At 49.8% G+C, this 18,595-nt stretch carries 15 protein-coding genes, 4 tRNA genes and 1 pseudogene; 14 read left to right on the top strand and 6 right to left on the bottom strand.

Annotated elements, in window-relative coordinates; all coding sequences use genetic code 11:
• Positions 1-11 precede the first annotated feature (11 nt).
• From AC0L73_RS05105 to AC0L73_RS05090, 4 genes are read right to left on the bottom strand one after another with little or no spacing between them, the layout of a single operon-like run.
• Positions 12-1,682, bottom strand: a complete 1,671-nt coding sequence (locus AC0L73_RS05105; RefSeq protein ID WP_227949686.1) for an oxamate carbamoyltransferase subunit AllG family protein — start codon at positions 1,680-1,682, stop codon at positions 12-14.
• A 60-nt stretch (positions 1,683-1,742) separates the two neighbouring features.
• Positions 1,743-2,909 carry a 2Fe-2S iron-sulfur cluster-binding protein gene (locus AC0L73_RS05100; protein WP_227949687.1) on the bottom strand — a complete coding sequence of 389 codons (1,167 nt, stop codon included), beginning with the start codon at positions 2,907-2,909 and terminating at the stop codon, positions 1,743-1,745.
• Positions 2,906-3,733 (bottom strand): FAD binding domain-containing protein, encoded by an 828-nt coding sequence (locus AC0L73_RS05095; protein WP_227949688.1) that lies wholly within the window; start codon positions 3,731-3,733, stop codon positions 2,906-2,908. Before AC0L73_RS05095 ends, AC0L73_RS05100 begins: the two co-directional genes overlap by 4 nt.
• Positions 3,730-6,108: a xanthine dehydrogenase family protein molybdopterin-binding subunit gene (locus AC0L73_RS05090; RefSeq protein WP_473655032.1), complete on the bottom strand. Its 2,379-nt coding sequence runs from the start codon at positions 6,106-6,108 to the stop codon at positions 3,730-3,732. Before AC0L73_RS05090 ends, AC0L73_RS05095 begins: the two co-directional genes overlap by 4 nt.
• Before the next feature lie 251 nt (positions 6,109-6,359).
• On the opposite strand from AC0L73_RS05090, the gene AC0L73_RS05085 reads away from it, so the two are divergent.
• From AC0L73_RS05085 to AC0L73_RS05065, 5 genes are all read left to right on the top strand, one after another.
• A complete protein-coding gene (locus AC0L73_RS05085; protein ID WP_227949690.1) occupies positions 6,360-7,625 on the top strand; it encodes an amidohydrolase/deacetylase family metallohydrolase in 1,266 nt (421 codons plus the stop codon).
• A 461-nt stretch (positions 7,626-8,086) separates the two neighbouring features.
• Positions 8,087-9,808 (top strand): two-component system response regulator, encoded by a 1,722-nt coding sequence (locus AC0L73_RS05080; protein ID WP_227949691.1) that lies wholly within the window; start codon positions 8,087-8,089, stop codon positions 9,806-9,808.
• Positions 9,801-11,576, top strand: coding sequence for a CHASE domain-containing protein (locus AC0L73_RS05075; RefSeq protein ID WP_473655031.1), 1,776 nt, complete (start codon positions 9,801-9,803; stop codon positions 11,574-11,576). The genes AC0L73_RS05080 and AC0L73_RS05075 overlap by 8 nt, the downstream gene beginning before the upstream one ends.
• A 24-nt stretch (positions 11,577-11,600) precedes the next feature.
• On the top strand, positions 11,601-11,777 hold the full coding sequence (locus AC0L73_RS05070; RefSeq protein WP_473655030.1) for a hypothetical protein: 177 nt from the start codon (positions 11,601-11,603) through the stop codon (positions 11,775-11,777).
• A 17-nt stretch (positions 11,778-11,794) separates the two neighbouring features.
• Positions 11,795-12,022, top strand: a complete 228-nt coding sequence (locus AC0L73_RS05065; protein WP_473655029.1) for a response regulator — start codon at positions 11,795-11,797, stop codon at positions 12,020-12,022.
• 293 nt (positions 12,023-12,315) lie between these two features.
• On the opposite strand, the gene AC0L73_RS05060 is transcribed toward AC0L73_RS05065, so the two are convergent.
• A tRNA-Thr gene (locus AC0L73_RS05060) sits at positions 12,316-12,391 on the bottom strand.
• A 607-nt stretch (positions 12,392-12,998) separates the two neighbouring features.
• On the opposite strand from AC0L73_RS05060, the gene AC0L73_RS05055 reads away from it, so the two are divergent.
• Positions 12,999-13,673: a hypothetical protein gene (locus AC0L73_RS05055; protein WP_473655028.1), complete on the top strand. Its 675-nt coding sequence runs from the start codon at positions 12,999-13,001 to the stop codon at positions 13,671-13,673.
• 48 nt (positions 13,674-13,721) lie between these two features.
• On the opposite strand, the gene rlmB is transcribed toward AC0L73_RS05055, so the two are convergent.
• Complete coding sequence (gene rlmB, locus AC0L73_RS05050) at positions 13,722-14,561, bottom strand: 23S rRNA (guanosine(2251)-2'-O)-methyltransferase RlmB (RefSeq protein ID WP_415776515.1); 840 nt, start codon at positions 14,559-14,561, stop codon at positions 13,722-13,724.
• Between the two features lie 170 nt (positions 14,562-14,731).
• Here rlmB and AC0L73_RS05045 point away from each other — a divergent pair.
• From AC0L73_RS05045 to rplA, 8 genes and pseudogenes are all read left to right on the top strand, one after another.
• Positions 14,732-14,816 (top strand) — tRNA-Tyr (locus AC0L73_RS05045).
• 55 nt (positions 14,817-14,871) lie between these two features.
• Positions 14,872-14,945, top strand: a tRNA-Gly gene (locus tag AC0L73_RS05040).
• A 105-nt stretch (positions 14,946-15,050) separates the two neighbouring features.
• On the top strand, positions 15,051-16,241 hold the full coding sequence (tuf, locus tag AC0L73_RS05035) for an elongation factor Tu (RefSeq protein ID WP_227949701.1): 1,191 nt from the start codon (positions 15,051-15,053) through the stop codon (positions 16,239-16,241).
• A 113-nt stretch (positions 16,242-16,354) separates the two neighbouring features.
• A tRNA-Trp gene (locus AC0L73_RS05030) sits at positions 16,355-16,430 on the top strand.
• 73 nt (positions 16,431-16,503) lie between these two features.
• Complete coding sequence (secE, locus tag AC0L73_RS05025) at positions 16,504-16,701, top strand: preprotein translocase subunit SecE (RefSeq protein ID WP_227949703.1); 198 nt, start codon at positions 16,504-16,506, stop codon at positions 16,699-16,701.
• A 4-nt stretch (positions 16,702-16,705) separates the two neighbouring features.
• Positions 16,706-17,235 (top strand): annotated as a pseudogene (gene nusG / locus AC0L73_RS05020) (transcription termination/antitermination protein NusG).
• 83 nt (positions 17,236-17,318) lie between these two features.
• Positions 17,319-17,747 (top strand): 50S ribosomal protein L11, encoded by a 429-nt coding sequence (rplK, locus tag AC0L73_RS05015; RefSeq protein WP_227949708.1) that lies wholly within the window; start codon positions 17,319-17,321, stop codon positions 17,745-17,747.
• 4 nt (positions 17,748-17,751) lie between these two features.
• The gene (gene rplA / locus AC0L73_RS05010; RefSeq protein ID WP_227949710.1) at positions 17,752-18,444 is read left to right on the top strand and encodes a 50S ribosomal protein L1; all 693 of its coding nucleotides are present in this window, start codon (positions 17,752-17,754) and stop codon (positions 18,442-18,444) included.
• Positions 18,445-18,595 lie beyond the last annotated feature (151 nt).

The raw sequence follows: 18,595 nt of genomic DNA, 5'->3' as shown, positions 1-18,595 counted from the left end.
AATGAAATTACCTAACCCTCCGGCCAGGGAGAAACGCCGCGCCCAATCAACCCTGTCGTCCCCGTTCGCTCCACCATTCCAAGGTTAATACCCAAACATGTCCGGGGGCGCGTCAGGTCCAGTCCGACCATGATGCCGCTATCCGACAAAGCGGGATGTGGCCCAATGAACGGTGCATGTGCGGCAGGGCTGAAGAAATCGGGATGAATATGTCCGCGATATCCTTCGGCCAAGCTGGGTGTAGTTCTCAAACAGGCGGCACCGAAGCCGAGCGCATCAATTACAGCACTGTCCCCAATTGCCGGCAAAGCTTCCGCCATTTCCTGACCTTCAAATTTAATTCCTACCGGAGGCAAGGCTGGACGTGTAATCCATGTATTCGGATCAGATGCCAGTTTATAACCGATGTCCTGCCCATTGCCACCGCAGGCAATGATCATGTTGCTTTTGGCAATATTGGCCCCCGCACCGATCATAAGCGCAGCAGATGCCATGATGAAGTTCAGGGAAAACTGACCGGCAGAGGCTAGATACGCCACCGTTTCAGTGTCGTCTGGAGCTGAAAACAAACTTCGAAATTTTGCTTGCGTCGCGGCGACCTGACCATGCAGGTCATCTCCGTTTTTAAGGCCATGATCTAAAACTGGTAGCAAGGGGATTGGCGCGGTCAGCATTCTTGCGAGAACTGTACCAATGTGCTTCGACAACCGTTGTAACAATGCCAGTCCATCGGGATGTCCATTACCCAGTCTCAGCGCGTAGGGAAGGGGGCCGTCATTCAAGGGTGAAAACCGTCGATTGCCGGGTGCCGCCATATCCTCAACTTCCAGGCAATACGCGCTGGGGCCGACGATAAAAGCTAACGGCGTTACCACACCAAAATCCTGTGCGGGACGGAGGTTAAGCTCACCATTTTTCAACTGGGTAAAAGCATCCTCTTCAGAGGCTGCCCAGCCTTCAAGTTGAGCTGCCGCAACCAGCGAATTGCGCATTGGCCGCGGTAAATTTCCCTGATCAGAAAAGGGAGGGCCAGCATGCAGCAGGGTGCGACCGGGCAGGTTCGGGATCAGCTCTTCGAGCTTCGCAATGCGTGTCAGGGCAGGCTCAACCGCTATCAGATTGTTATATGATTTCTGCGTAGCTATTGAGGAGCGGGATAAACTCGCGGTACCATTGTCGGCGGGCACATTGGATGGAATTTGTTCGTCTGTATTCGGGGTGTTTGCGTTAATTATCTGCGTCATCATTTCTATCAGACGCGGGCGATCTTCGGGCGAGAGGCTTTCAATAGTGCGTTCATGCGCGCGTTGTGCCTTTGCATCCAAAGTATTGAGAATGTTCCGCCCTTCCTCAGTGAGGGAGGTGAGGCGGACGCGCCGGTCACTGCTAGAAACCCGGCGCTTGATCAGTCCGCGCCTTTTAAGCCGGTCCAGAATATCCGTCATATTGGTTTTGTCGATTGCCACAGCCTTGGCGAGGGTTGTTTGATCCACCGCTCCACTTTGCTGAAGCGCCGAGAGGACAGAATACATCACAGGCGTAATGTTCTGGTCACCGCATTCAAGGGCGAACAGAGCAGTATGAATTTGATGCAAACGACGGATCAGAACGCCGGGACGCAATGTCAGGGATTCATTTCGCCATGGACCAGAGGATGCGGTAGTGGAGTCGTCTTGTTTCATGAAATCGGCCGTTGAACTATTGTCATTATCAATTTTTCTTTTAAGAGTGAAACAAAGTTATCAAAACCTCAAGGCCCTTTTGATCCAACCCCAGAGCGCGGCGCTCAATAGGGACAAGCCATTTATATTGGTTTGTGTTGTCTGGTCCGGTTCTTGCCCCTTTGCAAGCGCCTCAATTGAGGCGGCGACCTGACCCAGAATACGGTCCGCAATCTCGGCCACCAGAGTGGGGCGGCTGAACTGAGATAACGGGCCCGTCAATTTATAGATCATCTCAAGGGCGAGTTCCGTGCCACCTTCCGGCAAACCGGTTACACGAAAATCAAGCATACCATCGAGTTGAGAGCGGCTCAGGCCATCCTTGCCACGACCAATTACATGACCGGATTTTTCAGCCTCATTCAGGTCCATTTTTGCTGTGCCGGTAAAGGCGGCCTTGATCGGACCCATGGCGATAGCACATTGCCCTTGCAACAGATTGTCGTCGGTGATGTTGTCAATACGGGCGCCCGGAATACAAGACGCAATCTTTTCAGGATCCGATATTATATCCCAAATCTCAGACGTCGAAGCTTCAAAGGCCAGGGTTCGAGAAAGAGTGGGTGCGGCGGCAAGGGATTGCTTCGTTGGAATACTGGTTGCGCCCGATGTTTTAGCCGCGACGGAGGAAGTAGTCTGTGAAATGGCCTCAATCGGCTCAACCGCACTTGTTCCGGAGTTTTGCAGTGCTCTCGTCTGTGGTTGAATTTTTGCGGCGGGTGGGTTGTTTTCCAGAACATCAACGATTGCCGCAACTATCCCGGCATAGCCAGTACAGCGGCACAAATTCCCGGACAGTTCTTTGCGGATACGGTCTGCATCTGCATTGGGAAGGCGCCGGACAATATCGTAACCGGTCACCAGCATGCCAGGTGTGCAATAACCACACTGAAGCCCGTGGTGTCGCTTGAAGGCATCGCGTAACGCCAGCATCAGGGGATCATCATCAAATCCTTCGACGCTGCGAACTTCCGCGCCTTTGCAGGCCGCGGCCAGCGTAATGCAGGACCGCGTCGGCCGTCCATCGACAAACACGGTGCAGGCACCACAGACACCCTGTTCACATCCCAAATGCGTTCCCGTCAACAGCAGGTCTTCGCGCAGAAAATCAGCAAGATGCGTGCGGGGCTCCGCCGTTTCGGAAACCGGCGTGCCATTAACGACAAGATCGACAGTCGTATCGGTCATGCTGAAAACTCCTTAGCTACTTTTATCTGCTCGATGGCTCTGGTCAGAGCAACGGCATGGAGGTGAAGCGCGGTCGCGGGCTGGTCCGGGATAGCCTCAGACAAAGCCTCTATTGGGGATTGCGTTCCATCAAGAACGGCATCGGGGTTGAGGAGAAGGGCGGGTTGCCGGCCCAGTGCCCCAATTGCGATGCGCGTACGGCTTTTTGATGGATCAACCAGGATCGCGGCGCTTGCCTTGGCAAATTCCCCGACCTGTCGTGTGTATTTCCAATAAGCCCAACGCGCGCCTACTCCTGGTTTTGGAACCTCTACAGCCGTTAGAATATCTTCCGGACCGAGGGCCGTGCTATAGGGTCCGGTGATGAATTCTTCCATGGGTATGGTGCGTAAAGGCGCGTTCGTTTCAGCTCCGCGGACAAGGGCTGTCGCACAAAGTCCGGTCATGACGATAACCCAGTCCGCCGCGGGATCGGCATGGGCGAGACTGCCGCCAATTGTTCCGCGATTACGCACAGCACGGTAGGCAATATTGGCCGCCGCATCGCGCATCCAGTGACCGGTTGGATCCGGGACCGCTCCATCTTCGACCTCTGCATGAGTGATGGCGGCACCGAACCGAATATTGTCCTCATGCTCCTCAACAACGCGCAATTCCGGTAACAAGGAAACATCGATTAATCCGGCAGGGCGGGTCAACCGCAAATTCAGCATCGGCCCAAGAGACTGATTGCCGGATACCAGCTTGTTTTGCTCGCCACGAAGAGCGCTTTGGGCATCCGTCAAAGATTGGGCAACGGCAAAGTCAAATAGGGCAGGCTTCATATTGAGTCTCCCTTAGCAGGTTTTGAAAGCTCGGCACTCGCAATTGCCGACAGCACACGCTCCGGCGTCATCGGGACTTCCGCGACTTCAGCGCCAATAAATGAAAGGGCATCATTAACCGCATTTGCAATTGCTGCAGGCGGGCCAATAGCTCCGCTTTCCCCAATGCCCTTTTGGCCGAAACGGCTCAAGGGTGAAGGGGTCTCCATATGTTCAATTCTGATGTTCGGCATATCGGAGGCGAGCGGTAAATGATAATCCGCAAGAGTTGAGGCCAGTGGCTGACCGGAGGCATCAAAGCGCATTTCCTCAAACAGGGCAGTTCCGATACCCTGCGCCGCGCCGCCATAGACCTGCCCATCCACAATCATCGGGTTGATCATCGTACCGGCATCCTCAACAATGACGTAGTCGAGCAAACGGACATGGCCAAGGTCCATATCAACCTCCACCTTCACCGCATGGCAGGCATAGGAAAAAGTTCCCGTATCCTTGGTGGTTTTATAACCGGCGACGACATCCAGACCTCTAGGGTCCACATCGTCGGGCAGCAATTGCGGTTTCAGGTACCAGGTTCGCGCCACTTCTTCGATACTTATGGTGCTACTGCCAGCGGAGGCCATGCCGTTTTCGAGTGTAATGTCCGCAGGGTCGGCTTGCAGCAAGTGACCCGCGATTTTACGGATACGTTCCCCCAGCGATTCACAGGCAGTCCCTACCGCGCCGCCGGCCATGACGATACATCGCGATCCCCACGTGCCGGTGGAGTAGGGCGTATAGGCAGTATCTCCATGGACGAGTTTGATCTTTTCCGGATCAATTCCAATTTCACTGTTGGCGATCTGTGCGAGGGTTGTTTCCAGCCCTTGGCCATGGCTGTGTACACCAACTCGCAATTCAAGGCCGCCGTCAGGCGTCAGGCGGGCAGTTGCTTGCTCAAACCCCGGTACCATAGGAATGCCCCATCCATGATAGACAGATGTGCCGTGCGCTCCTTGCTCGCAGAAAATAGATAAACCGACCCCAATCCGGGTGCGACCTGTCTGGTTTTTCTGGTCCGCGCGAATGCCCGTCATGTTGATCGCGGCGACCGCACGCTCAAGAGCTTCTGGATAGTTACCGCTATCAAAGAATTTGTTCGTGATGTTGGTAAAAGGCATCTGATCCGGCTGCACAAGATTGCGCGCCCGAATGGCTTCTGGCGTAATTTTTAACTCTCTAGCAATACCGTCCAGCAAAACTTCCAATGCGAAACAAACCCCGGTTCTGGCGACGCCGCGGAAGGGCAGAATAGGAGGCTTATTCGTGGCGACCGACCAGGTTTTGCAGCGATAACCCCGCATAATATAGGGTCCTGGTAATATGCTGGCGACCTGTGCAGCCTCAAGGCAGGCGGAGAAAGGATAGCTGGAATAGGCTCCGGAATCGACAATGGCAGTACAATCCACCGCCAGCAATTCACCGTCTGCTTTCGCATAGCCTGTAATTTCATAGCTATGTTCCCGGCAGTTGGCGCCCGCGATCAAATGCTCACGCCGATCTTCAATCCATCGGATGGGGCGATCCAGCTTCATCGCAAGGAAGCAGGCGCAGACTTCTTCGGCGAGCAGGATGCCTTTATAACCGAACCCGCCCCCGACATCCGGCGCGATTACCCGAATTTGCCCATGATCCATATTAAGACAGTCCGCCAGACCCGTGCGCACAATATGCGGCATCTGTGTCGCAGAGTAGAGGGTGAGGAGTTCCAGGTTCCGGTCCCAGACCGCAACAAGGCCGCGCCCTTCAATGGGCGCCATACATTGCCGTGCCGTCTTGAAGCTGCGCTTGATAACAACGTCAGCGTCTGCAATCGCCGCCTCAAAATTGATATCGGCGTTGCTTTCAAGGAACGAATTCTCATCCCAATCTTCATGCAGCAAGGGGCTATCTTTGTCGCGAGCTTTGGTCATGTCATGGACTGCAGGCAATTCATCAAAGACAATGTCGATTTTCTCGGTCAGGTCTTCGGCTTTTGCTCGACTATCGGCAAGGCATGCGGCTATTGGCTCCCCCACATGACGAACTTTTTCATCTGCCAGTATGGGTTGGGTGGACGGGCGAAAGCCCGGTAATCCGGAAACAGCGCGAATACCGGACACCCCGGTCAGATCCCGACCGAAAAACACCCTTTTATCCGACTGTTCCGGTTTCATTTGGGAAATAATTCTAGCATGCGCAAGTGGGCTTCTTAAAAACGCCAGCTCCAGCATTCCGGGCATGCGTATATCGGCTATGTAACGGCCCTTGCCATTTAAGTAGCGATCATCTTCTTTTCGCATGAGCCGCGCGCCGATGCCCGTCTCTCGTTCTTTGGCTTCTTGATCGTTACTCATATCAACCTTTCTCTTGCGGCTCGAAAAATCGCCAACTTTGATGAGATGGCGTTGGCGCAAAGATCCCTGCTTAAAGGGGCGCCGGATTGCTTTTTGAGCCTGCTAATATTGCGCTGCACAATAGTACAATAATGGATTTTCAAAAATAATTGTAGATATAATTTTAGCTATTACAACTTTTTCCTTTTCCCATTGTGCGCTGCGGGATATATTTGTTCTAAAGCCTGTCAAAATGATAAAGGAAGTCGACGATGAGCAATTTGAAACCTCTTGATGTTGTGTTGGAAAACGGAACATTGATTGATCCTGCAACAGGGTTGAACGGGAAATACGATATCGGGGTTCAGGATGGTGTCATCACTGCAGTGAGTGACAGTCTCAAATCAGTCGAAGCGATTGAACGGATCGATGTGTCGGGCCATCATGTCATTCCCGGAATGATCGATACCCACGCGCATGTGTATGAACATGTGACTGGTAAATTCGGATTATCACCTGATCTCGTCGGCGTTTATTCCGGTGTGACAACATTGGTTGATCAGGGCGGCCCGAGCTGCATGACGATTGGCGGCTTCCGGAACTTTATCTCGAAGCCGTCGGCCAGCCGCGTGCTTGCCTTTATTTCGGCCTATCTTGTCGGTGGGCTGGAAGGGCATTTGTACCCGGAACTCTACGGGCCCAATGGCGTGAACGCAGATCATACAATTGCGGTTGCAAAAGATAATCTAGATTTGGTCAAAGGCATCAAGGCGCATGCGGAGATTGGCGGACAGTCGCGTTGGGGAATGGATGTCATCAAGATCGGGCAGGAAATCGCGACGGCGACGAACCTCCCGCTCTATATTCATCTAGGTCAGTTATGGCCAACGAGCAGCAGTGCGCCTATTCCGTCATCGGACGAACTCATTCGCGAGTTGCTGCCAATCATGAAGGAGGGGGATGTGCTCGCGCATCCATTCACGCGGCACCCTGGTGGCTTTGTTTCCGATGAAGGAGAGATTCACCCTATATTGCTGGAAGCCGTAAGACAGAAGCAGATTCTGGTTGATGTCGGGCATGGCTCTCATTTTAGTTTTGACGTTGCGCGGCGAATTCTGGAGGCGGGGATTATGCCGTTTACACTCGGGGCGGATATGCATGGCTATAATGTCACAATTCCTGACGCGACGGATACGTCTGAACGCGCAGCAAACCCCTTTTCTGGCGTTGCTCCGTTTAACCTGACCATTGCCATGTCGGAACTCTTGCATCTCGGCGTACCGCTGGAACAAGTCATTGAAATGGTCACCTGCAATCCAGCGAAGCTATTGCGGATGGAGGACGAGATTGGCAGCATTGCGGTCGGGCGCGAAGCGGATATCTCTGTCCTTAAAATTGAAACCGGGCGTTTCAAGCTATCCGATAACAGTGGTGAAAGCGTGGTGGCAGAACAACTCATCAGGCCGGCGTTTTGCTTGCGTGCTGGACAAAAGTTCGATGCTACTTCCGCGTTTGTACCGGATGCTATTGTCGCCTGAGCGAAAAGGGCTAAAGGCGGAGAGGTATTCAGTAATCCAATAAACGGATATGCCGATCTGTGGCCTAAAACCGGCAATCTTCTTGCCAGGTGGACATGCTTTGTCGTTAAAGCTGTGGGCGGCCTGCCGAAGAATAAAAAGAATTCTGCCTGATCATATCAATATGAAATCACCGTCGGGGACAATCTTTTCACGTCTACTTCTTTTGACGCTCCGTGGTTAAGCCCTTGTCGTTAAATCACTTAATTGGCGGTGCGCCGATTTAGCGAAACGGGAAACATGTCGCCAGACTGCAATCAATAATAGCATGATAAATATTATTGGCTCTACTTAAATACACATATTTTAATTTTGAATTCAGAAATATTCATAAGGTAATATTTTGTTAAATAAATATACTTAAAAATATTTAACCAAGTATTTTGAGAAAATGCAAGTTTTCAGGTGTAGGAAAAACTTTTATGAACCTGCTTATGATCGATGATGATGACATAGACAGAATGAACACAACGCGTGCGCTTGAACGTTCTGGATACGTACTGAATGTCACGGAAGCTAGATCAGTAGAAGAAGGGCTTGCCTATCAGAAGAACGGCAATTTTGACATCATACTGCTAGATTACCAACTGCCATCGATGTCAGGGTTGGAACTTCTGAAAGTATTTACAAGCTCCCATCAACAGGATGTTGCGGTTGTTATGTTGAGTAATCAGGAAGATGACAACATAGCAATAGAATGTATCGAAGCTGGAGCGCAGGATTTCATTCTAAAAAGTGAAGTGACGACATCCAGATTAATCCGGGCTCTCCTGCATGCAAAAGAACGTAGCAGGATTGGAGAGCAACTCCGCCTTCTGGCCGAACGGGACACCCTGACAGGCTTGGCGAACAGGTATATTTTTGAAACACAGCTTGAAGAGGCGATTGCCAGAGCCATTCGATACGGTGAGGGGTTGGCGCTTCTTATGCTGGATCTGGATAAGTTTAAGAATGTCAATGATACACTCGGTCATGCCGTTGGTGACAAACTATTGATTGAAGTTGCTAACCGTCTTAAAGGACCGGTTCGGAGCGGTGATTTGATATGTCGTCTAGGTGGTGACGAGTTTGCTATTCTCGTCCACCATTTGGACGATACGTCACAGTTACGGATTATTTCTCAACGGATCATCGACGCCCTTTCTGAGCCCTTTGAAATTGAGGGAACAGAATTAAACATTTCTACGAGCATCGGAATCGCAAGTTATCCTGAGTGCGGCCAAGATAAAATTCAGCTTATGAAATGTGCTGATATTGCTATGTATCGGGCCAAGGAAAAGGGCCGAAATCAGGCTCAGTTCTATTCAAAAGATGTTCACCATGAAAATATGAAAAGGCAGGAATTAGAGCAAGAATTGTTCCGCGCAATAGAAAATAAAGAAATCGAAGTCTTTTATCAGCCGCTGATTGACGTTGAGACAGAGAAAACTGTAGGCGCAGAAGCACTTGTAAGATGGAGGCACCCGACGCGGGGGCTGCTTCTTCCAAATGCTTTCCTATCGATTGCGGAGGATACTGGCGAGATTGGGAAAATTGGTTATTGGATTCTTGACACTGTCTGCGCTCAATATGCTGAATGGAAGGCTACCCATCCCGAGCTAGAGCCCTCATTTGCAATAACCGTAAATTTGTCGGCCCTTCAATTAGATGATAGTCGATTTGTCGATCATACAAAGTTGGTTCTTGCCAAGTATAGTATGCGGCCTGAAAACCTTGAGTTAGAGGTCACTGAGAGCTCATTAATTGAAAACTCGGAAACGGCGGCGTCTGTTCTACAGGACCTTTCCCGCTTGGGCGTAAAGCTCTCTTTGGATGATTTTGGGATTGGGCACTCCTCGCTTTCATATTTGCAAAAACACCCTTTCAATATACTGAAAATCGATCGATCCTTTGTTCAAAATGTTGAGGATGATAATGATAGTGCTGCTATGTTCTTAAAATCAATCAATGCGTTAGCAGATGTTTTGAACATAAAAACGGTTGTTGAGGGCATAGAAACAAAGGCACAAAAACATTTCTGTCAGAAGTTAAAATTTGAACGTATGCAGGGCTTTTACTTTTCAAAGGCAATGGATGCGCCTGATTTTAGCTCCTACCTCCTCAAAAACTCCGATATGCGTCATGAAATGATTTGCAATGAGTAATGCAGATGAATTGGGAGCTTCGGAAAAAAGAAAACTCGTTAATGCAGGAAAAATGCATTGGATCCACTGGCTTATTGTGGCCCTTTCAATCGTGGTTACTTTCGGCGCCTGGTACTACTCGGTTGTCCAAGTAACAACACGAAACCTCGAAAAATTTAATCGTCAGGCTGATCAAGTTATTGAACTCGTAAAAGAGAGAATGCATCTATATGAGAATGCGCTTTGGGGGGGCGTTGCTCTTATTGATTCTAAAAATGGGGACATATCCTACTCTCAATGGCGGTCTTATGCTAACAGCCTGCGAATTGATAAGGTCTATCCAGGCATCAACGGGATGGGCGTTATATTTCAAATCAAGCCTGACCAGATGATTGATTTTCTTAAAACACAAAGAGAAGATCGCCCGGGCTTTCGTATTCACCCTAAACATAACCTTCCTGAATACTGGCCGATCACTTATATTGAGCCTCCAGGCCTAAATAACAAGGCTATCGGTCTTGATATGACCTTTGAAGCAAATCGGTATGCGGCCGTCATAAAATCTCGAGACACTGGTATTGCGCAGGTGACCGGGCCTATATCGTTGGTACAAGATGATAAAAGGACGCCCGGCTTTCTGTTGTATGCGCCCTTTTATGAAAAGGGTGTAAAGCCGCAAACCATCGCCGATAGGCGTGACAAAATAGTTGGCGTGACTTATGCGCCGTTCATCATGAGAAATCTCATGCAAGGAACACTGTCGCGGCAAAAAAGACAAATTCATATCGAAATAACGGACGGCAATAATTTGCTTTATGAAGATGAGTTTGTTGATCTTGATGACAGCGAACCGTCCGATTTTTCTAACGTGCAAGATGTCGTGATGTATGGTCGGGTCTGGACTTTTTCCTCTCACTCTACAGCCCGCTTTCAAAAAGAAGTATCAAGTGACCAACCATATTGGATTCTCATAGGCGGCCTTACTGTAGACGGCTTTCTGCTGGCTTTGTTCCTCTTCATGACAAGGGCGAATAGAATGGCATTGAGTTATGCGGAACGCATGACGCGCGAGTTGAAGGATAAGTCAGCGCGTTTGGAGCGATCAAATGAGGATCTGGAGCAATTCTCTTATGTCGCCTCGCATGATTTGAAGGCGCCGCTGAATTCAATTAAGCAGATCATCAGCTGGATTGAGGAGGACTGTAAGGATATCCTTCCTGATAAATCCAAAAAGCATATCGAATTACTCAAGGCAAGATGCGCTAGGTCAATGACACTTCTCAATGATCTTCTCGATTATTCACGGGTAAATCGATTTGCTTATGACACAGAGAATATTTCTCTGAAGAAAACAGTCGACGATATAATGTTTCTTCTTGGTCATGCAGCCGATTTTTCATGTGAGATAACTGACTGTAACTTGGTGATCCAGAGGCGGGCCTTTGAAATTGTACTCAGAAATCTGATTACAAATTCAATAAAGCATCACTCTTCGAAAAAGGGGCGGATAACAATTGAATGTGAGAAAAATTTAACTGAATACTTGTTCCGTGTTTCGGATGATGGGCCAGGAATTCCAGATAACTTGCACGCCAAAGCACTCGAAATGTTCTCAACCCTGCGTCCGCGAGATCAGGTTGAAGGGAGCGGTATGGGGTTGGCAATGGTCAAAAAAATTATTGAACATCATGGCGGCAGCCTGGAGATTGAAAAAGGTCGGGTAACAGGAACTTGTGTTATTATTCGTTGGCCTTTCAATACACAGTTTGACACTATCACGCAGGATTAATCAGAAATACTTTGAGAGGTTTTGATGAAGGGCGTATCCGAAGACGTAACGTTACTTTTGATTGAAGATGACGACGTAGATGCGCAGACAATTGAGCGTAGTTTTGAGAAGCATCGTATCGCCAATCCTATAGTCCGTGCGCATGACGGGGTAGAGGGGCTGGAGATGTTGAAGGGGGAGCTGTTGCCCACCCGTATGTAGTCCTATTGGACATTCAAATGCCACGCATGAATGGCTTGGCGTTCCTGGAAGAGCTCAGAAGTGACCCGAAGCTAGCCAACACGATTGTCTTTGTGCTGACGACTTCCCGCGATGAAAAAGATATACAGGCTAGCTACACTAAAAATGTAGCGGGTTACTTTGTAAAGGAAGAGGCTGGCGATAACTTTTCGAATGTTGTCAACCTATTGCAAGGTTACTGGAAGATCGTTCAATTTTCCGAATAAGTGCCTGGTCTGGTTAATTAGTATCAAGAGAAATTAGGGCTACTCTGCAACACGGTTCATAATAACGGAATAGTGAAGCCGAATAGATAGTTCGATACTGTTCGTTCCTGTACTGCCCCTGTCGTTTTCAAAATTGCTGCTAAAGCAGGTTCTCTTTTGGCGTTGATCCCCAACCTATCATGGGCCCTGCTAGGATCGAGGATTATTCCGCGCCAAATTTGTACCTAATGGGAAAAGGGAAGGGGTTTAAAACAGATAAGCCCTCGAAAACGGTTTGTTTCCAAGGGCTTATGTGGTGCCGCCACCACGATTCGAACGCGGGACCTGATGATTACAAATCAACTGCTCTACCAGCTGAGCTATAGCGGCAAAATATTGTGTCAGCTTTGAGTGATGTCTCAACCTTCCACTGGGAGCCAGCTTATATAGCGCAACTCTCGGCCTGTCCAGAATTTTTCGTATGTTTTCAGCGACATTAATTGGCCGCGTTGTAAGAGATTGATTTCTCGCTCATTTGTTGAATAAATCAACCATAACATAAATTAAAATAATAATATAAAACTATGGATTGTAATTCGTTGATTGCGTCACATATATTTGCTTCAGGACCTATTAATCTCTCCCATTTTACAGATTGCCTGCGGTTGTTTGTGAGGCACGCGTCCGCAGGAAGTCTGGTGGGTTTTTAAAGGAGGTAGAAATTAAAAAAGTATCTGCGGCAGCAATGTCCCTTTTAAACGCGGTAAAGCATGATTCCATTTGGGTTGGGGATCATCATGAAATTGTCGATGACTTGTTCCTTTTATACCAAATCTGTTGCGATCAGCCCAATAACCTACATCTGATCTTGGAGAGCCCGCTACCATCCAAATATAAGAGCAGGTTCAGCAAGAATCTCCAAACGGAGCTTCTGGGCTATCAGCAGAGTACAAACAAAAGGAAATTCTGTGAAAACTCGACGCTAGCACGGTGTCTAATGCCGTCTAAGGAGCGAAAGCTTCTTCTTGGTGGATGTAAGAAAGAAGCGAAATCAGATATCGCTATATTATCTGATATTTCCGCGGAAATCGCAAATTTGGTCTATTCCGGTGGCGGCCAAGCACATCTGATCGGTGGCCGTCCCAATATTGGTGATGACAATGTGGAAGAGAGTCAAAGCGATAAAAAGATCTCAACAAATCTTCCAATAGTGCATTTTGGTTATGCATCTGATTTAAATTTTCTATGTAAAAAACTAGGTAAAAATAACGTAATTTTCTCTGGTCTATCCCATGTGATTTCATACCCATGGCATCCCCCGGGAATCATTCATGCCGATGGTCGACAGTATGAGGTACCGTCATCTGCATATGGGCAGATCAGGGCAAAGGATGTGGGTATAGCGTTTGAAGAAGTCGTCGCGAGTTACGTCAAAAAATTGATAGATAAGGCATATTTTCAAACTATAGAAAACCTCAATGATACCTTTCGCTTTTTTCATTTGGAGGAGGATGAATTTGATTCCGATACGGCGCCCTCCATCGTTTTTGTATTGCGGGAGAATAAGGCTGCTGCCAAAAAAATATCTGACCTAAAAGCTGCTGAAGTATATTTTTCGCAAAATAACAAAGCACCAATTGTCAATAAGAGTTCTGACTGCATAATTTTGTAGGATACATTGCCGCCAAATCGTTATGGCTCATCGCAATAAATAAACTCGTTAATCCGTGGGCCGGGCAAGTTCATAGAAAGTAATGGCCGCTGCGTTGGAGACATTCAGGCTTTCCACTTTCGGGCTAATCGGCAATTTGGCGAGCAAATCGCATTTCTGCGTTGTCAGTTGACGAAGGCCTTTTCCTTCGGCTCCAAGTACGATGGCAACCTTTTTAAGCGTGGCCACAGCTTGGGACAATTCCTGTTCTGCCTGACCATCAAGGCCGATTCGCCAAAAGCCTCGTTCCGCCAGCTGGTCAAGCGCCCGCGACAGGTTGCCGACCCGAATAATCGGAACGGTCTCCACTGCGCCAGAGGCAGCTTTTGCGAGCACGCCGGTGATGGGCGGAGAATGGCGGTCGGGCATGATAACCGCCGCAACATTAAAGGCCGCGGCCGAACGCAAAATAGCACCGACATTTTGCGGATCAGTCACTTGATCCAGCACAGCGACCACCTGAACATCTTTGTCCGGATTATCGAGCAGGTCTTCTATCGCGTGATCGGGAAGCGGTGCGGGGAGGAGAGCAATCCCCTGATGAATGGCATTTTCAGGGAGGAGACGCGTAATGGCGTCCTTATCGACAAATTCCGGAGCGAGCTGTTCTTCGATCCGGCCTTTCGTGTCCTCGCTCAGCGCCTCAAACTTGTTTTTTGTCAGAACAAGGCGGCGGAATTTACGCGCCGGATTGGCGAGGGCGGCGACAACTGCATGGTCGCCATAAAGCCAGCCATCAGATACCGCGGCTGATTTTCCGCCGTGGCGCCCGTGCGATGCCTTTTTCGCGGAATTCTCCGCGTCCCTGCGGGGTTTGCGTCCCCGGATATTTGCCGACTTGCTTCTCATCATGGCGATGCTTATATTGTGCTTCGTATCATGCAACAAGTCAGCATTTTCGAGTGGGCCGAAAAAAATGTACAAATCGATATGATTTGCTCTTTTTCGGTTGACTTTGCTCGGGAATTTTCGATAGTGCCGGTCACCTTTGGTGTAAGCCGGAGGCCTAATGCATGTGCGGAGGGGTGCCTGAGTGGTTAAAAGGGACGGACTGTAAATCCGTTGGCTATGCCTACGTTGGTTCAAATCCAACTCCCTCCACCATGTGCGTGCTGATATACAAGGTGTCACGGAGCTGGCATCGACTGATGCGAACAAGGCGGGTGTAGCTCAATGGTAGAGCAGCAGCCTTCCAAGCTGAATACGAGGGTTCGATTCCCTTCACCCGCTCCAAGCGCTGGTCAGCGCATTATAAATAGGCCATGGAATTGATGATGCCGAATGACTGACATTCGGTGTTTTTGGGCTGTGTAATTTATTGCTTCGGGACGACGGAAAATGGCCAAAGAGAAATTTGATCGTAGTAAACCGCATGTAAACATTGGAACGATTGGTCATGTTGACCATGGTAAGACGACGCTGACGGCGGCGATTACGAAAGTTCTGGCAGAGCAGAGCGGCGGTGCTGCGTTTGCGTTTGACGAAATTGACAAGGCGCCGGAAGAGAAGGCGCGCGGTATTACGATTTCGACAGCCCATGTTGAATATGAGACGGCGAACCGTCACTATGCGCATGTGGATTGCCCGGGCCATGCTGACTATGTGAAGAACATGATCACGGGTGCGGCGCAGATGGACGGCGCGATCCTGGTTGTGTCTGCAAACGACGGCCCGATGCCCCAGACACGCGAGCATATCCTGCTGGCCCGTCAGGTTGGTGTTCCGGCGCTTGTCGTCTTCATGAACAAGGTTGACCTTGTCGATGATGAAGAGCTGATCGAACTTGTTGAAATGGAAATCCGCGAGCTTCTGTCCGAGTATGATTTCCCGGGCGACGATATTCCGATCATTGGCGGTTCTGCACTTGCCGCTCTTGAAGGCCGGGATGACGAAATCGGCAAGGAAGCGATCCTGAAGCTGATGGAAGCGGTTGACGCGTCTATCCCGCAGCCGGAACGTGAGATTGACAAGCCATTCCTGATGCCGATTGAGGATGTGTTCTCGATCTCGGGTCGTGGTACGGTTGTGACCGGTCGTGTTGAAAGCGGCATTGTGAAGGTTGGTGAGGAAATCGAGATTGTCGGCATTCGCCCGACGACGAAGACGACCTGTACGGGCGTTGAGATGTTCCGCAAGCTTCTGGATCAGGGTCAGGCTGGCGACAACGTGGGTGTTCTCCTGCGTGGTACGAAGCGTGAAGATGTTGAGCGCGGCCAGGTTCTGGCGCATCCGGGATCAATTACCCCGCATACGAAGTTCAAGGCAGAAGCCTACATCCTGACGAAGGAAGAGGGCGGCCGTCATACACCGTTCTTCACGAACTATCGTCCGCAGTTCTACTTCCGGACGACGGACGTGACGGGTGTTGTGTCTCTTCCCGATGGGACGGAGATGGTGATGCCAGGTGACAATGTGACAATGGATGTCGAGCTGATTGCTCCGATCGCCATGGATGAAGGTCTGCGCTTCGCCATTCGCGAAGGCGGCCGTACCGTCGGCGCTGGCGTCGTCGCATCCGTAACCGAATAAAGAAAGTGGCCGCTGTTTGTTTTAAATGGCGAAAAGTTTGCATGTAGATTGATGGTCAGTCCCGGGCGCCGGACATAAAAAATCGGCGACCCGGGATTGCCCGTTCAGACCGGAGGAGTGTAGCTCAATTGGTAGAGCACCGGTCTCCAAAACCGGGGGTTGTGGGTTCGAGTCCCTCCTCTCCTGCCAATCTGGTTGATCTATATGTAAAAGTCTTGTATACCGCCGGGTCATTCACCGGATGAAGGATTTTTGAAGAATTATGGCAAAGGTAAACCCAGGAGCTTTTATCCGCCAGGTGCGGCAGGAAGCCTCGAAGGTCACATGGCCGACCCGCAAGGAAACGCTCGTGACGACGGGGATGGTATTTGTCATGGTTTTTCTGGCTTCCATGTTCTTTTTCCTGGTTGATTCCGGCATTCAGTTCGTTATCAAACAAATTATGACGCTGGGATCCTGATCACATGGCCAAACGCTGGTATATCATTCATGCCTATTCGGGCTTCGAAAAAAGGTCGCGCAGTCCGTTAAGGAGCAGGCGATCATCAAGGGCATGGCCGAATTGTTTGAAGAGGTGTTGGTCCCGGTCGAAGAAGTAGTAGAAGTTCGGCGTGGCCAGAAGGTTAATGCAGAGCGGAAGTTTTTCCCGGGCTATGTGCTGGCGCATATGGAAATGAACGACGAAACATACCATCTGGTCAAAAACCTGCCAAAAGTAACGGGTTTCTTGGGCAATGGAAACAAGCCGACGCCAATCTCCGAGAAGGAGGCAATGGCAGTCCTCAATCAGGTTCAGGAAGGGATCGAGCGGCCCAAACCATCGGTTACGTTTGAGCTGGGTGAGGAAGTCCGGGTCAGTGATGGTCCGTTCGCTACCTTTATGGGTCAGGTTGAAGAAGTAGATGAAGAAAAAGCAAAGCTGAAGGTCTCGGTATCGATCTTTGGCCGCTCGACGCCTGTTGAACTTGATTATTCGCAGGTTGAAAAAAGTTAAAGCGTAATTTCCGCATGGTGCGGATCGTTGTGGGAGGCCTGCCATGGTCGTACCACGGCCCCTTAATTTGAAGAGGGAAGATAATGGCAAAGAAGATTAAAGGTTATATCAAGTTGCAGGTCCCGGCGGGGCAGGCAAATCCATCACCGCCTATCGGACCGGCATTGGGCCAGCAGGGTGTGAATATTATGGAATTCTGCAAGGCCTTCAATGCCTCAACGGGCAGTATGGAAGGCGGCATGCCAATTCCAACAGTTATTACTGTTTATGCAGACCGTTCATTCAGTTTCATTACCAAGACGCCTCCGGCATCTTATTTCCTGAAAAAGGCTGCCAAGTTGAAAAAAGGCGGCAGCACCCCAAGTAAGGAAGTTGCGGGTACCGTGACCGAAGCGCAGGTTCGTGAAATTGCGGAAGCGAAGATGGTGGACCTGAACGCCAACGATATCGACGCAGCAATGAACATTATCAAAGGCTCCGCCCGTTCCATGGGCCTGGAAGTGGTGGGTTAAGATCATGGTAAAACTGACAAAAAACCAAAAAGCTGCGGCTGACGTTATTGATCGCGAGAAGTTTTACGCGCTTGACGAGGCTGTTGAAATCATTAAAACGCACGCGAAATCAAAGTTTGATGAAACTATCGAAATTGCAATGAACCTCGGAGTTGACCCACGGCATTCGGACCAGATGGTTCGCGGTGTGATTCAGTTGCCGAACGGAACAGGTAAATCTGTCCGCGTCGCCGTGTTCGCTCGTGGTGACAAGGCCGAGGAAGCAACGAAAGCCGGCGCCGATCTCGTCGGGGCGGAAGACCTGATGGAGAAAATCCAGGCAGGTGAAATGAATTTCGACCGGTGCATCGCAACGCCTGACATGATGGCTGTGGTTGGCCGCCTCGGTAAAGTTTTGGGCCCGCGCGGTCTGATGCCAAATCCGAAGCTGGGCACAGTAACACCAAATGTTGCTGAAGCTGTTGAGGCCGCCAAGGGCGGACAGGTTGAATTCCGCGCAGAGAAAAGCGGTATCATCCATGCCGGACTTGGAAAATCAAGTTTCACCAAGGAAGCCTTGAGCGAAAACATCAAGGCCTTTGTGGGCGCAGTGGCAAAATCCAAGCCGAGCGGCGCAAAAGGAACATTTATCAAGAAGATTGCTGTGAGTTCCACAATGGGACCAGGCGTGAAACTTGAAATCGGTGACGTAATCTAACGTTGCCTAACAAATTTGCCGCATTTCGGTGCGGTAAATGTCGGGCTGGTTCGCCAGTCCGTCTGTCCAAGACTGCAGGTGTTCCCGGATCTTCTGAGAAGGGAATTTAATTGCAATTTGTTGCCTGCATAGACAGGGAAGCTAAATAATT

This window comes from Sneathiella sp. D3-11 (assembly GCF_055809395.1).
The sequence above is the reverse complement of the archived record's forward strand: the minus strand, read 5'-3'. Positions and strand labels throughout refer to the sequence as shown.

Excerpts from the sequence above, each read along its gene's own strand:
- tuf (WP_227949701.1), top strand. The coding sequence starts at position 15,051 with ATGGCCAAAGAGAAATTTGATCGTAGTAAACCGCATGTAAACATTGGA.
- AC0L73_RS05065 (WP_473655029.1), top strand. The coding sequence starts at position 11,795 with ATGCCACGCATGAATGGCTTGGCGTTCCTGGAAGAGCTCAGAAGTGAC.
- AC0L73_RS05085 (WP_227949690.1), top strand. The coding sequence starts at position 6,360 with ATGAGCAATTTGAAACCTCTTGATGTTGTGTTGGAAAACGGAACATTG.
- AC0L73_RS05105 (WP_227949686.1), bottom strand. The coding sequence starts at position 1,682 with ATGAAACAAGACGACTCCACTACCGCATCCTCTGGTCCATGGCGAAAT.
- secE (WP_227949703.1), top strand. The coding sequence starts at position 16,504 with ATGGCAAAGGTAAACCCAGGAGCTTTTATCCGCCAGGTGCGGCAGGAA.
- rplK (WP_227949708.1), top strand. The coding sequence starts at position 17,319 with ATGGCAAAGAAGATTAAAGGTTATATCAAGTTGCAGGTCCCGGCGGGG.
- AC0L73_RS05080 (WP_227949691.1), top strand. The coding sequence starts at position 8,087 with ATGAACCTGCTTATGATCGATGATGATGACATAGACAGAATGAACACA.
- rlmB (WP_415776515.1), bottom strand. The coding sequence starts at position 14,561 with ATGAGAAGCAAGTCGGCAAATATCCGGGGACGCAAACCCCGCAGGGAC.
- AC0L73_RS05075 (WP_473655031.1), top strand. The coding sequence starts at position 9,801 with ATGAGTAATGCAGATGAATTGGGAGCTTCGGAAAAAAGAAAACTCGTT.
- AC0L73_RS05090 (WP_473655032.1), bottom strand. The coding sequence starts at position 6,108 with ATGAGTAACGATCAAGAAGCCAAAGAACGAGAGACGGGCATCGGCGCG.
- rplA (WP_227949710.1), top strand. The coding sequence starts at position 17,752 with ATGGTAAAACTGACAAAAAACCAAAAAGCTGCGGCTGACGTTATTGAT.
- AC0L73_RS05055 (WP_473655028.1), top strand. The coding sequence starts at position 12,999 with ATGCCGTCTAAGGAGCGAAAGCTTCTTCTTGGTGGATGTAAGAAAGAA.
- AC0L73_RS05095 (WP_227949688.1), bottom strand. The coding sequence starts at position 3,733 with ATGAAGCCTGCCCTATTTGACTTTGCCGTTGCCCAATCTTTGACGGAT.
- AC0L73_RS05070 (WP_473655030.1), top strand. The coding sequence starts at position 11,601 with ATGAAGGGCGTATCCGAAGACGTAACGTTACTTTTGATTGAAGATGAC.
- AC0L73_RS05100 (WP_227949687.1), bottom strand. The coding sequence starts at position 2,909 with ATGACCGATACGACTGTCGATCTTGTCGTTAATGGCACGCCGGTTTCC.